The sequence below is a fragment of the Brevibacillus humidisoli genome (assembly GCF_020923435.1).
Classification (GTDB): domain Bacteria; phylum Bacillota; class Bacilli; order Brevibacillales; family Brevibacillaceae; genus Brevibacillus_E; species Brevibacillus_E humidisoli.
Map to the genome: position 1 here is coordinate 3985828 of NZ_CP087263.1, position 14276 is coordinate 4000103.

At 53.5% G+C, this 14276-nt stretch carries 11 protein-coding genes; all 11 read right to left on the minus strand.

What is annotated here, in order from left to right; translation table 11 throughout:
* Positions 1-16: 16 nt before the first annotated feature.
* On the minus strand, positions 17-1291 hold the full coding sequence (locus tag LOK74_RS19495; protein WP_230043657.1) for a radical SAM family protein: 1275 nt from the start codon (positions 1289-1291) through the stop codon (positions 17-19).
* Positions 1292-1456: 165 nt separating this feature from the next.
* Positions 1457-2362, minus strand: a complete 906-nt coding sequence (locus tag LOK74_RS19500) for a M23 family metallopeptidase (protein WP_230043658.1) — start codon at positions 2360-2362, stop codon at positions 1457-1459.
* A 64-nt stretch (positions 2363-2426) separates the two neighbouring features.
* Positions 2427-3737: a transcription termination factor Rho gene (rho, locus tag LOK74_RS19505; RefSeq protein ID WP_230043659.1), complete on the minus strand. Its 1311-nt coding sequence runs from the start codon at positions 3735-3737 to the stop codon at positions 2427-2429.
* 52 nt (positions 3738-3789) lie between these two features.
* Entirely contained in the window at positions 3790-4752 is a 963-nt protein-coding gene (gene glpX, locus LOK74_RS19510; RefSeq protein WP_230043660.1) for a class II fructose-bisphosphatase, read from the minus strand.
* A complete protein-coding gene (locus tag LOK74_RS19515; RefSeq protein WP_230043661.1) occupies positions 4742-6037 on the minus strand; it encodes a UDP-N-acetylglucosamine 1-carboxyvinyltransferase in 1296 nt (431 codons plus the stop codon). Before LOK74_RS19515 ends, glpX begins: the two co-directional genes overlap by 11 nt.
* A gap of 98 nt (positions 6038-6135) precedes the next feature.
* Positions 6136-6780: a fructose-6-phosphate aldolase gene (fsa, locus tag LOK74_RS19520; RefSeq protein ID WP_230043662.1), complete on the minus strand. Its 645-nt coding sequence runs from the start codon at positions 6778-6780 to the stop codon at positions 6136-6138.
* Positions 6781-6795: 15 nt separating this feature from the next.
* A complete protein-coding gene (gene fba, locus LOK74_RS19525; RefSeq protein ID WP_230043663.1) occupies positions 6796-7650 on the minus strand; it encodes a class II fructose-1,6-bisphosphate aldolase in 855 nt (284 codons plus the stop codon).
* Between the two features lie 82 nt (positions 7651-7732).
* Entirely contained in the window at positions 7733-8101 is a 369-nt protein-coding gene (locus tag LOK74_RS19530) for a response regulator (protein WP_230043664.1), read from the minus strand.
* A gap of 196 nt (positions 8102-8297) precedes the next feature.
* Entirely contained in the window at positions 8298-9917 is a 1620-nt protein-coding gene (locus tag LOK74_RS19535) for a CTP synthase (protein ID WP_230043665.1), read from the minus strand.
* Positions 9918-10136: 219 nt separating this feature from the next.
* Entirely contained in the window at positions 10137-10685 is a 549-nt protein-coding gene (gene rpoE / locus LOK74_RS19540) for a DNA-directed RNA polymerase subunit delta (RefSeq protein WP_230043666.1), read from the minus strand.
* Between the two features lie 224 nt (positions 10686-10909).
* Positions 10910-14161 carry a fused isobutyryl-CoA mutase/GTPase IcmF gene (icmF, locus tag LOK74_RS19545; protein ID WP_230043667.1) on the minus strand — a complete coding sequence of 1084 codons (3252 nt, stop codon included), beginning with the start codon at positions 14159-14161 and terminating at the stop codon, positions 10910-10912.
* Positions 14162-14276: the final 115 nt, after the last annotated feature.

Below are 14276 nucleotides of genomic sequence, written 5' to 3' on the forward strand. Positions count from 1 at the left end.
ACAGCCTATCCTCTTGTCAACTTTTGTTAGCGGTGTTCTTCCTGCGACACAGTTCTTCAGGTGGAACGTGGGTAAAGGAGCCGATCACGACATCCGGCAGTTCCTGCTGATAGATCTCGATCGCCTGTTTCATTCCGAATACCTCTCCCTGAGCCTGAGGGATCATCGCCAGGTAGCTCTCCGGATCGATGTTCAGATTGCGCAGTTGGATCAGCTTGATACCCGTCCGTCGGATAAACTGGATCATCGCTTCCATCTCTTCTTCGCGATCAAAGACCCCGGGGAAGCAGAGGTAGTTGATCGAGGTGTAGACGCCGTTGGCCGAAGCGTATTCGGCCGAGCGTGCTACGTGCTCAAGCGTGTAGCCACGGGGTCGATAGTACGCATTGTAATGTTCCTCGATCGCACTGATGATGCTGATCCGCATCAGGTCGAGACCGGCGTCGACAATTCCTTTGATATGGTCCGTCAAGCCGGCGTTGGTGTTGATGTTGATGTAACCCATCTCGGTCTGCTGACGCACGCGACGCATCGCCGGGATGATCAGAGAGGCCATCGTCGACGGTTCCCCTTCACAGCCCTGCCCGAAGCTGATAATACTCTCCGGCGTCTGCAGGTGATGCAGCATCACTTCGACCAGTTCATCTTCTGTCGGACGAAAGTTCATCCGCGTCTGCGGCGCCGGAAAGCCGCTGTCTTCCGGTTGTTCGGAGATGCAGCCGTAACAGCCGGCATTGCAGGTATAGGAGACGGGCAGACTGCCTTCCCAGCGGTGAAAAAAGTTGTTGGCCGCCGTCAAACACTCGTATTCCAACGCACAGTGCGACAGATGCTGAAAGATGCGGTTATCGGGAAACTGGGTACATGTCTTCTCAACCAGCCGGCTCAACTCATCCATCGGTGAGAGCAGCGGATTCCACTTGTGGGGGTCGTCACTCTGCCTCGCCGCAACCCAGAACTGATCATCTTTCCAGACGACGGCGGTATAGCCGAACAGAGGAAACTTCTTCTGCTTGTCCACTTTGATGTAGCCGGGAAGCAGCAGGCGGGTGAACCCCTGCGGCAGCAGCGCGCCGACAGCCGTACACCCATCTAGTTTGATCATCTCTCCTGTCTTTGGGTCCATGCCGACTGGCACCGTATCCGGCAGGCTGACTAGTGTGGCCCCTTCCGGCAGCAGGATCAATTCATCATCCAAGATCTCGGTCAATAGATCGCCGTTGCGAGCAACGGATAAGATATCCGGGTGATCATACACCCGGCCCTGGTCATCTGCATATACCAGATGCATGGTAAGGATCGCCTCTTTTCACTGCTTCTTGCTCATTGTATCGTACCGCATTCAAGAGGCATTGTAAACGGAACGGCTTTTGCCAGAGCGAGTGGGCAGTCTCGCCGTAGAAAACTGGCTGTCACCGCAGAAAACTGGCCACCTCGCGCAACCACTCACCTGCGATCACCTGAGATAGCGAAGTGGATTGACCGGCACGTCATCCTGCCTAACCTCAAAGTGAAGATGATACCCTGTCGAATCACCTGTGTTTCCCATGTAGCCCAACTTCTGGCCGCGCTCCACACGTTGGCCGATCTGCACGATGATTTTCCGCATATGGGCGTAGTACGTCTGCAGCCCGTCACCGTGGTCGAGGATCACCATGTAGCCGTACCCGCTGCGGATTGCTCCCGTCTCTACTACGACACCTTCCTTGGCAGCGAGGATCGGCGTCTGTGCTTCTTGTTGATTCCATAGATCGACCCCTTTGTGCAGTTGACCCCAGCGCATGCCAAAACCACTGGTGATCGTCGCCCCGCTGACCGGCCAATCCATAGAACGCGACCGAACCGCACTGCGGCTGGCCGCTTGCACGATTTGTCGGCGAAGCTGCACGTCGCCGGCCAGCATGGGTTCGGTCCGGGGAAGCGGCACGTACACGACCTGTCCGATATACAAATTGTCCGGCAAGATGCGCAGCAGTGGATTGCGTGAGATGATATCCTTTTTGTCCACCTGGTAACGGGCGGCTATCTTTTCCAGCGTTTCATCTCGCGCAACCGTATGGACCACTTCGTTGCGCCGAATGACAATCTTCATCCCGATGGATAAAAAGTTGGGGTTGCGAATCTTGTTTTCTTCAACTAATTGCTGCAAACCTACGCCGTACTTATAGGCAATTTCTGAAAGCGTATCTCCTTTTTGCACGCTGTACGTGATTACGGTTTTCCGTTCAGCGACCGGCTGCTTATCTTCCTGAAGCGCAGAAAACGGATTGATCGCCTGTAGCAGTGTTTGCTCAATCACAGCCTGCTTTGCGTCCTCTTGACTGCTCCAAGAGGCTTCTACAGCGGAGTCATGCAAATCCATCTGATTCCCTCCCCTCTACCTTCCCTACAGATATGCGCGATGGACAAAAAAAATGACGGGAGTTTTATCTCGCCGTCATAGATGAGGTGCGGGACCCGCGCGCCGGTTTTGCATCCGACTGGGCATCCCCCTTGGTATCTCTACTCTCGATGGTCTGCAAAAATTCTTCATTGGTTTTGGAATCAGCCAGTTTTTTCAGGAATGATTCCACGAATTCGTGACTCTCTTGCATGGTTTTGCGGATCGCCCACAGCTTTTCCAACTCTTCTTTGGTCAGCAGCAGTTCTTCACGACGAGTACCGGAACGACGGATATCGATCGCCGGGAAGATGCGACGCTCGGACAATTTCCGGTCGAGATGAAGCTCCATGTTGCCGGTTCCCTTAAACTCTTCGTAAATCACATCATCCATCCGCGAACCTGTCTCTACGAGGGCGGTTGCCAGAATGGTCAGGCTGCCCCCTTCTTCGATGTTGCGGGCTGAGCCGAAAAAGCGCTTTGGCCGGTGAAAGGCGGCTGGGTCAATCCCACCTGACAACGTGCGTCCGCTCGGTGGAATGACCAAATTGTAAGCCCGGGCCAGCCGAGTGATTGAGTCGAGTAGGATCACGACGTCTTTTTTATGCTCTACCAGACGCTTCGCCCGCTCCAAGACCAACTCTGCCACCTTGATGTGGTTTTCCGGCAGTTCGTCAAACGTTGAGGCAATAACCTCTCCCTTTACCGATCGCTGCATGTCGGTTACTTCCTCTGGCCGCTCGTCGATCAACAGAACGAACAGGTGGATATCCGGATGGTTCTCGGTAATGCTGTTGGCTATCTCTTTCAACAGGACGGTCTTGCCGGCCTTGGGCGGAGCGACAACCAATCCGCGCTGTCCCAAGCCGACAGGGGTGATTAAGTCCATCAAACGTACAGAAAGCTTAGAGGGTGATGTCTCCAATACGAGTTTTTGCTGAGGATAGAGCGGTGTAAGGGCGGGGAAGTGCAGGCGTTCAGACGCCAATTCCGGGTCTTCTCCGTTGACAGCTTCCACTTGCAGCAGACCGAAATATCGCTCATTTTCTTTCGGGGGGCGTACCTTGCCTGAGACGAGATCGCCCATCCGCAGGTCAAAGCGGCGGATTTGCGATTGGGAGATATAGATGTCTTCCGAGCTGGGCAGGTAATTGATCGGTCGCAGGAACCCGTATCCCTCCGGAAGGATCTCCAGAACTCCTTCCATGAACATCAACCCATCGCGCTCAGCTCGTGCCCGTAAAATGGCAAAGATCAATTCTTTCTTCTTCATTTGCGAGTAATGGGCGATCTGAAACTCTTTGGCCAGCTTGTATAATTCCGTCAGCTTTTTTTCTTCTAGTTCTGATAAAAGCACGTACGATTCCACCACGCTTTACGTCTTCTCTTCATGTCATCTGTTCCTTTCTCTACAAAACTAATCGCGGCTTTCGCTCCAGGCGGTGATTGCCAGTGATAAAACGAACGGTTCCGGTCTTGGCCCGCATCACCACGGAATGGGTGGTAGCCCGCATCCCTTGAAAACGAACCCCGCGCAGCAGTTCACCGTCCGTCACTCCCGTCGCCGCAAATATGGCGTCATCTCCCTTTACCAGGTCATCCATGTACAGCACCTGGTGGGGGTTGGAGAGGCCCATCCTCTTGCAGCGCTCCAATTCGTCGTCACTCTGCGGCAGCAGTTTTCCCTGGATTTCCCCACCGAGACACTTCAGCGCTACTGCGGCTAAAACCCCTTCTGGCGCACCGCCAGTGCCGAACAAAATATCGACGCCGGTGTCTGGAAACGCGGTATTGATCGCTGCTGCCACATCTCCATCCGGAATCAACTTGATTCGTGCACCGGCCTGCCGGATCTCATCGACCAACTTCTGGTGGCGATCCCGATCCAGTACGATCGCCACCAGATCACTGATATCCTTGCCGACGGCTTGTGCCACCGCCTTTAGATTATCGGCAACCGCGGCGTTTATGTCAATCTTGCCGACCGCTTTTGGTCCAACGGCAATTTTTTGCATGTACATGTCGGGCGCATGCAGCAAGTTCCCCCGATCAGCGATGGCAATGACGGAGATCGCATTCCACGTCCCTTTGGCGACAATGTTGGTCCCCTCCAGCGGATCGACGGCGACGTCCACGTACGGCGGCACGCCCTGGCCAAGCCGTTCTCCGATGTAAAGCATCGGCGCTTCATCCATCTCCCCTTCTCCGATCACGACTACCCCGTCCATTGGGATATTTTCAAACTCTTTGCGCATCGCTGTCGTCGCTGCATCATCCGCTTCGTCTTTCCTGCCAAGCCCCATCCAACGCGCAGAGGTTAAGGCAGCGGCTTCGGTGACGCGGACCAACTCAAGCGTCAAGCTACGTTCCATCTGTTAGTTCCCCCCTCATGATGTTCTCTGGCTCCATCGACTCTTTCCAGACTGTTGCTCCCAGGCTCTGCAGCTTCCCAACCAAATTCGCATAGCCTCGCTCAATGTGGTGCACCCCATCGATCTCCGTCACCCCATGGCTGATCAATCCGGCAATCACCAAAGCAATCCCGGCACGCAGGTCGGAAGCGACCACTCTGGTGCCAAACAGTCTGGAACCACCCTCGATCACGGCGGACCGCCCTTCCACTTTGATCACGGCCCCCATCCGACGCAATTCATCTACATGCCGAAAGCGGCTGCCGTAGATGTTGTCTGTAATGATGCTGGGACCATCAACCTGCGTCAGCAGGGTAGTCATCGGCTGCTGCAGATCAGTGGGAAATCCGGGATACGGCGCTGTTTTGACGTCTACCGGGCGATAGTGGTCCTGCCCGATCACGCGGATGCTGTCGTCTTCTTCTGACACCACGACCCCAATCTCCCGCAGTTTGGCCGATACTGACTCCAGATGTTTAGGAATCACGTTTTCAATCGTCACATCTGCACGTGCAGCAGCGGCCAGAATCATGTAACTCCCCGCTTCAATCCGGTCAGGGATAATCGTATGGCGACAGCCTCTCAGGTGGTCCGTACCCTCGATGCGGATCACATCGGTACCAGCTCCTTTTATATTTGCACCCATGTTGTTCAAAAGTGTCGCCACGTCGACGATTTCCGGTTCACGGGCAGCGTTTTCAATCACGGTCACTCCCTCTGCGCGGGCAGCGGCCAGCATGATGTTGATGGTGGCACCGACGCTGACCAGATCGAGGTAAATCCGCGCTCCACGGAGGCGTTCCGCTTTCATGCTCATCACGCCGTTTTTGTTTTCAACACGGGCACCCAAGGCTTGGAATCCTTTGATATGTAAATCGACCGGACGCGGTCCCAAATCACAGCCACCCGGCAGTCCGACACTTACCTCTCCGTACTTTCCAAGCAGAGCTCCCCATAAATAATATGAGGCTCTCAGTTTTTTTACGCGTCCGTTGGGCATCGTCATCGGCCGCAAAGATCTGCCATCGATTTCAATCCAGTCATCTTCGAGGAGCAGGTCGGCTCCCATCTCGCGCAGGATGTCCGTGTAAATCTCTACGTCCTGAATCCGGGGCAGGTTTTCAATCACGACCGGACCATCGGCCAGCAACGCGGCTGGGATCAAAGCAACCGCGCTGTTTTTCGCTCCGCTTATTTCTATTTTTCCCGCGAGCGGCTTTCCTCCTTCAATGAACAGTTTTCCCATTTTTCGCTCTCCTCAGGCATATCTTTCTGATTATTGGTTCGTTTTCTTGAAAGAAGCACCTTCTCCTCCGGAAAAGGTGCTCCTTATGACCGTCATCGTTACTTTTGCATCTTGGCCCAGTCAGCCAGAAACTTCTGCAGACCGCTATCCGTGAGCGGATGTTGAATGATCTGCTGAAACACTTTATACGGGATCGTGGCGATATGGGCACCTTGACGGGCCGCTTCCGTAACATGCAGCGGATGACGGATACTGGCCGCGATGATTTCCGTGTCGATATCGTGAATGGCAAAGATATCAGCCACTTGATTGATCAACTGCATCCCGTCATAGCCAATATCGTCGAGACGTCCGAGAAACGGCGACACGTAAGTCGCTCCCGCACGGGCCGCCATCAATGCCTGATTGGCGTTGAAGATCAGCGTAACATTGGTTTTGATTTTGCGCTTGGCAAAGACTTTGACAGCTTTTAACCCCTCAGCCGTCATCGGCACCTTGATGACGATGTTTTTGGAGAGGGCTGCCAACTTCTCGCCTTCTTCAATCATGCCTTTGGCTTCCGTGCTGATCACTTCGGCACTGATTGGTCCATCGACAATGTCAATAATCTCCTTCAAGGCTTCGACGAAATCGCGCCCTTCCTTGGCCACCAGCGACGGATTGGTTGTCACACCGGCCAATACACCCCATTCGTGGATGTCACGAATCTCGTCGACGTTTGCTGTATCGATAAAAAATCGCATAAGCTACCTCCCGAGTTATACCCTGTTGCTGCTTCCAAACAAGCGCATCTTTTCTTTTACGACTTCCTTGATCGCTTCGCGAGCCGGCCCCAGGTACTTGCGAGGGTCGATTTCGTTCGGTTTATCGGCCAGGACCTTGCGAATGGTCTCTGTGCAGGCTACCTGGTTTTCTGTATTCACATTGATTTTGCCAACGCCGAGACTGATCGATTTTTTGATCGCCTCGTCAGGTACGCCAGAGCCACCGTGCAGCACAATCGGCGCCCCGATGTTCTTGGCCACTTCTTCAATGATGTCAAAGTGGATTTTCGGCTCGCCTTTGTACATGCCGTGAGCGGTACCTACGGCAATCGCCACATAGTCTACCTTGGTCTCTTCCCAGAAGCGAATCGCTTCTTCTGGCTTGGCCAAAGCCGCATCAGCTTCGTCCACCGCGAGGTCATCCTCTACGCCGCCAATCGTACCCAGTTCCCCTTCTACGGAAACGCCTACCGCATGTGCTGCCTCCACGACCTGCTTGGTCAGGCGGATGTTCTCTTCAAACGGGTAGTGAGAACCGTCAAACATGACAGAAGAAAAACCTGCACGAATGCACTTCATCACCACTTCAAAGCTGCTCCCGTGATCCAGATGAAGGGCAATCGGAACACCTGCACGCTCTGCAGCTGCCTTTGCCATGGCGACAGTAAAATCAAGGCCCATATAGCGCATGGCTCCTTCAGAGACACCGAAAATAACGGGTGACTTCTCTTCCATCGCCGCTTCCGTAATCGCCTGTGTAAACTCAAGGTTATTCAGGTTGAACTGACCGACAGCATATCTCTGCTTCCTGCTATCTTCTATAAATGCGGTCATTGGTACCAATGGCATAACAGTATGATTCCTCCTCCAGTGGTGATCATTAACTCGGCTTATTATACCACATGTATGTAGTTCTTAACAGAGTCGCACGTCAACAAACCAACTGCTGATTAACGGCATGTCGCAGTTCATCGATGTCGAATGGTTTGGTAAAGTGGGTTAAAGCCCCAAGCTCCGTCGCTTCCTTAATCATATCCAATTCGCCATAAGCCGTCATCATGATCACTTTGATATCCTTGTCAATCGTTTTGATGTGTTTGAGGATCTCAATACCGTCCATACCGGGAATTTTCATATCCAGAATGACGAGATGCGGTGATTCTTTTTGCACAATTTCTAAGGCTTGCTTGCCATTTGCTGCCTGAAACGTGGAGTATCCTTCCTTGCCCAAAACCTCATACAACAGAATGCGGATGCCGTATTGATCGTCAACCACTAAGATTTTCTTCTGCTGCTGCATCTGTCTTTCCCTCCTGACCTTTTCGTCCTCAACATGATAGTTTTGAAAATTCGCTAATCATATGGAAAATCCTGCTGGAAAAACAGAAAGAGTTACTGGCAATAAAAAAAGTGGATACCCATCGGGTACCCACTCTCTCATCCATCACAGAGGTGAAAAGGGAACGAAATGCAGTCCAAGTCCGCCATCCGTCACATTACCGGTTGTGGTGAGTCGTTGTTCTTGCATGCAAGGCTGCTTTGACAAACTCGCGGAACAGCGGCTGCGGCCGGTTGGGACGGGAAGTAAATTCCGGATGGAATTGCGTCGCGACAAACCATGGATGATCAGGCAATTCCACTGCTTCGACCAATCGGCCGTCGGGTGAAGTGCCACAGAAACTAAGACCCAACTGGGACATTTGCTCCCGATACTCATTATTTACCTCGTAACGGTGGCGATGACGTTCATAGACCATCGATTGCTGGTAGGCCTGTTCAAGCCGACTGCCTGGCAGTACTTTGGTCGGGTCAACGCCCAGGCGCATCGTGCCGCCTTTATTCTCAACCTCTTTTTGCTCGGGCAGCAAGTCGATCACGGGGTACTTGGTCTCTGGATCAATCTCAGAACTGTTGGCCCCTGCCATCCCTGCCACGTGACGGGCGAATTCAATGACGGCCACCTGCATCCCCAGACAGATGCCGAGGAAAGGGATCTTGCGCTCACGTGCATAACGGGTTGCCACAACTTTCCCTTCTACCCCCCTGTCGCCAAAACCGCCCGGCACGAGAATGCCATCCACGCCATCAAGCAGCTGCTCCACGTTGTCGGGAGCCACTTCTTCCGCCTTGACCCACTTGATCTCAATGGTGGTGTCATTGGCATATCCGGCGTGATAGAGAGCTTCTGCCACAGACAAGTACGCATCGTGCAGTTCCACATATTTGCCTACGATAGCGATACGGGTCGTATGAGAAAGGTGTTTGATCTTTTCCACCAGTGATCTCCACTCGCTCATGTCTGCTTGACCGCAGTTCAGACCGAGGTGGCTGCAGACGTAATCGTCAAGTCCCTGTGCCTGCAGAAGCAGCGGAACTTCATAGATGGTGTCGGCATCCATCGCCTCTATCACGGCATTTCGATCGATGTCGCAGAACAGCGCCAGCTTGTCCTTCATCTCCTCGGAGAGCGGCTGCTCCGTACGGGTAACGATCACGTTGGGCTGAATCCCCAAGCTGCGCAGTTCTTTGACGCTATGCTGTGTCGGCTTTGTTTTCAGTTCGCCAGCGGCACTGATGAACGGAATCAAGGTTACGTGGATGTACATCACATTTTGCCGCCCGATGTCGCTCTTGATCTGACGGATCGCTTCCAGGAACGGCAGGCTCTCGATGTCCCCAACGGTTCCGCCGATTTCCGTGATCACCACGTCAGCTCCGGTCTGTTCCGCCGCTTGGAACACCCGCTCCTTGATTTCATTAGTAATATGCGGAATCACCTGCACCGTACCTCCCAGGTAATCGCCGCGCCGTTCTTTGGAGATGACGGCCGAGTAGATTTTTCCGGTTGTCACATTGGAGTTGGCATTGAGATTTATGTCGATGAAACGCTCATAATGACCCAGGTCAAGATCGGTTTCGGCACCATCTTCGGTCACAAACACCTCGCCGTGCTGATACGGGCTCATCGTTCCCGGATCTACGTTGATGTACGGATCGAACTTTTGGATCGTCACCTTCAAGCCCCTGTTTTTCAACAAACGTCCCAGAGATGCAGCTGTAATCCCTTTGCCAAGTGAGGATACGACCCCACCGGTTACAAAAATGTACTTTGCCACCGTTTCTGTCCCCTCTTTCTCTTTTCCGTATGTTCGTTAGCAGCCAATATATTCATTCCGGTGAGGATGGCTTCCCTAAAAAAGAAAAAAAACAAAAGCGTGACCTATCCCGCCAAGCAGGTAGGGGCACTTTTGTTTTATAGCTTTTCCTAATATGGTATCTCTTCATGTGAAGCCCAAGGAGTATTTTATACTGTTTTTAACGAGGAAGTCAACCCGTCAAAAGTCGTCTTTATCCTCGTCCGTTTCGTTTGTCTCTTCATCGCTTATCTCGTCTTCATCTTCAAACATTTCCTCATCGTCTTCGATAAGCTCTTCGTCTTCATCAAGAGCTTCGTCATCCAGATCCTCGTCATCTTCATCGAAATCCTCATCATCGAGTATCTCGATGTCGTCATCTTCGTCAAACTCTTCTACGAGGTCATCTTCTGTATCCTCTTCAAAATCAAAATCGTCGTCAATCGCCGCTTTTTTCTTCTTCCCGCTCTCATGCGTCTCCTCGACGGTCTCCATCGGGTACCAGCGCTTCAGCCCCCAGGTGTTCTCGCCAAGGCAGACGAAGCGGCCGTCGATGTTTACCTCAGTGTAGATCTGGGCGATCATCGCCATCATTTCATCTTCTGTCATGTTCCGCAGCGCAGCGATTTGCTTCATCAAATCACGGAAGTTTTGCGGATGATTGGTCTCTTTCAAGATCTCAAAAGCAATGTCGACCATCGCCATTTCGTTCAGTCTTTCCGGTTCGATATGTTGAAGTAATTGACTCAACCCGGGCACGTCCTTTCCCAACAATAACTTGGCTATTTTACAGTATTCCTTATTTTACTGGAAAATGCAAGCGATGCAAGAGTGCGGCGCTATGGATGTTCTTCATGGTGAATAGGAACAGCCGTCCCAACCAAACTGGCTTGGAACGGCTTGTGGGATCGTCAGATGTCATCTCTGCTCGCGTACACGCCACCTACACTTCACGCACACTCATTGATAGGCTGCTACATGTTGCGGCGATACTGACCACCGACCTCATATAAAGCCCGGCTGATCTGCCCCAGTGAGGCAACCTTCACGGTCTCCATCAATTCGGCAAAGATATTGCCGCCGGTAACAGCCACCTCCTGCAGCCGCCGCAGCGCCTGCTCCGCCTGCTCGCGGTTGCGCTCCTGGAACGCACGGAGATTGCGGATCTGCTGTTCTTTTTCCTCTTCCGAAGCGCGAGCCAGTTCGATATCGTAGTCTTCTTCGGAAGCATCGGGATTCAGGAACGTGTTTACCCCGATGATCGGCAGTTCGCCGCTGTGTTTTTTCATCTCATAGTACATCGACTCGTCCTGAATCTTGCCGCGCTGGTATTGCGTCTCCATCGCGCCCAATACACCTCCGCGGATGTTGAGCCGCTCGAATTCCATCAGCACGGCTTCTTCCACCAGATCAGTCAGTTCTTCGATGATGAACGATCCCTGCAGCGGGTTTTCGTTCTTGGCGAGACCAAACTCCTTGTTGATGATCATCTGGATCGCCATCGCCCGGCGAACCGATTGCTCGGTCGGAGTGGTGATCGCTTCATCGTAGGCATTGGTGTGCAGCGAGTTGCAGTTGTCGTAGATTGCGATCAAGGCCTGCAGCGTCGTGCGAATATCGTTGAAGTCCATCTCCTGCGCGTGCAGCGAGCGGCCCGACGTCTGGATGTGGTACTTCAGCTTCTGGCTGCGCTCATTGCCGTTGTAGCGGTACTTCATCGCCGTAGCCCAGATCCGCCTAGCTACCCGGCCAATCACCGTATACTCGGGGTCAAGGCCATTGGAGAAAAAGAAGGATAGATTGGGAGCAAAGTCGTCGATCTTCATGCCGCGGCTCAGATAGTACTCTACATAGGTAAAGCCGTTGGCCAGCGTAAAGGCCAATTGCGTGATCGGGTTGGCTCCTGCCTCGGCGATGTGATAGCCAGAAATCGAGACAGAATAGTAGTTGCGTACGTTATGATCGATAAAGTACTGCTGGATATCGCCCATCATCCGCAGCGCAAACTCTGTCGAAAAGATGCAGGTGTTTTGCCCCTGATCTTCCTTGAGAATGTCGGCCTGAACGGTGCCGCGTACGGTAGACAAGGTATACGCCTTAATCTGCTCGTATTCCTCTTCGTTCGGCTGCCGCCCCTCCCGCTGCACGAACTGCTCCAGCTGCTGCTCGATCGCCGCATTTAAAAACATCGCCAGAATCATCGGGGCCGGACCATTGATCGTCATCGAGACAGATGTGCTCGGCGCGCACAAGTCAAACCCGGCGTACAGCTTTTTCATGTCATCCAGTGTACAGATGCTGACACCGCTGTTGCCCACTTTGCCGTAGATATCTGGGCGGTAATCGGGATCTTCCCCGTACAGGGTAACACTGTCGAATGCCGTGCTGAGCCGTTTGGCCTCGTCGTTTTGCGATAGGTAATGGAACCGGCGGTTGGTTCTCTCCGGCGTGCCCTCTCCGGCAAACTGACGGCGCGGCTCCTCTCCCTCACGCTTAAAAGGAAAGACACCGGCAGTAAAAGGGAACCGACCAGGGACGTTTTCTTTGAGCGACCATTTCAGGATTTCTCCCCAATCCGCAAAATCAGGCAGACATACCTTGGGGATCCGCGTACCGGCCAATGATTGGTTGTATAGCTTGGTCACGATCTCCTTGTCGCGGATTTTGGTCACAAACTGGTCCTGCTGATACGCTTTTTTCAACTCTGGCCAGTTGTCGAGCAGCTTGCGGCATTCCGGGTCCAGCTTCTCTTGGAAATGAGTGATTTGCCGCTCCAGCACGGCGGCCACTTCTTTTGCCGCAGGATCGCCAGAAGCCAACACAGTTTCCTTAGCCCCATGCAGTTGAAACAGCTTGCGGGCGATCTGTGATTGTTCCTCGGCATATGTGCGATACCAGCGTACCGTGTTGGCGATCTCCTGCAGATAGGTACTTCTATCGGCCGGAATCAGCGACTGTTTCTGGATCGCCACCGGGGTTGGGTCGAGATGCTCAACCGACCAGTCGACACCCGTCTTCTGAACGAGCGCTCGCATGGCAGCCGCAAAAAGAACAGTTGTGCCTGGGTCGTTAAACTGGCTGGCCATCGTCCCGTAGACGGGGATCTTCTCGTCAGGCAGGTCAAAGGCATTGTGGTTGCGACGGTACTGCTTGCGTACTTCTCGCAGCGCATCTTCGGAGCCTTTGCGGTCAAACTTATTGATCGCAACGATGTCGGCAAAGTCCAGCATGTCGATCTTTTCCAACTGCGTCGGTGCACCAAACTCACTGGTCATGACGTATAGGGAGACGTCACATACGTCAGCTACCTGTGCATCACCCTGGCCGATCCCGCTCGTCTCCACAATCACCAGGTCAAAGGCAGCCCCCTTCACGACCCTGAGGGCATCGTGGATCGCCGCGGACAGCTCCGACCCCGACTTGCGTGTGGCCAGACTGCGCATGTAGACACGCGGCGTCTGGTTCGCATTCATCCGGATGCGGTCCCCAAGCAGAGCGCCGCCCGTTTTTTGCTTGGAAGGATCGATCGAAAGAATCGCGACCGTCTTCTCCGCATACGTGTTGAGAAAACGGCGAACCAGTTCGTCAGTCAGCGAGCTTTTCCCTGCACCACCAGTACCGGTAATACCTAGTACGGGAATCGCTGTTTCCGGTCGTGGCAGTTGCTCTGCGACAGGGGCGAACACCTCAGGCTGCTGTACCGCGTACTCCGCCAGTGAGATCAGCCGGGCAACCGCTTGGTGGTTCTGTTCCACAAGTGCGGTCAGCTCGTTTTCCACCTGCCTGACAGTAGGGAAATCACACTCGCGCAGCATCAGGTTAATCATGCCCTGCAACCCGAGAGTCCGACCATCATCCGGCGAGAAAATTTTGCAAACGCCGTACGCTTCCAGTTCCCGAATCTCCTGCGGCACGATGACGCCGCCACCGCCGCCAAACACCCGGATATGACCTGCTTCGCGCTCCCGCAGCAGGTCTATCATGTACTTGAAGTATTCAACGTGGCCGCCCTGATAGGAGCTGATCGCAATCCCCTGCACGTCTTCCTGAATCGCTGCCGTTACCACTTCCTCCACGGAGCGATTGTGTCCAAGGTGAATCACCTCCGCCCCGGATGCCTGCAGTATGCGGCGCATGATGTTGATCGAAGCGTCATGTCCATCGTACAGACTGGCAGCGGTTACAAACCGAACCTTGTTGGTCGGTTGATACACTTCCGTTTCCATCCTGCTCCCTCCTCATGGCAAGCGGTGACCGTCACCGCCTGCCTCTTCTTTCCACGATCACAGAATTTCCGTAACGCTGTCATAGCACCTGTGGATTGCCCGGTCCATGCTACGC

Coding starts and splice junctions, on each gene's coding strand:
- LOK74_RS19495 (WP_230043657.1), bottom strand. CDS start 1,291: ATGCATCTGGTATATGCAGATGACCAGGGCCGGGTGTATGATCACCCG.
- LOK74_RS19500 (WP_230043658.1), bottom strand. CDS start 2,362: ATGGATTTGCATGACTCCGCTGTAGAAGCCTCTTGGAGCAGTCAAGAG.
- glpX (WP_230043660.1), bottom strand. CDS start 4,752: ATGGAACGTAGCTTGACGCTTGAGTTGGTCCGCGTCACCGAAGCCGCT.
- LOK74_RS19515 (WP_230043661.1), bottom strand. CDS start 6,037: ATGGGAAAACTGTTCATTGAAGGAGGAAAGCCGCTCGCGGGAAAAATA.
- fsa (WP_230043662.1), bottom strand. CDS start 6,780: ATGCGATTTTTTATCGATACAGCAAACGTCGACGAGATTCGTGACATC.
- fba (WP_230043663.1), bottom strand. CDS start 7,650: ATGCCATTGGTACCAATGACCGCATTTATAGAAGATAGCAGGAAGCAG.
- LOK74_RS19530 (WP_230043664.1), bottom strand. CDS start 8,101: ATGCAGCAGCAGAAGAAAATCTTAGTGGTTGACGATCAATACGGCATC.
- icmF (WP_230043667.1), bottom strand. CDS start 14,161: ATGGAAACGGAAGTGTATCAACCGACCAACAAGGTTCGGTTTGTAACC.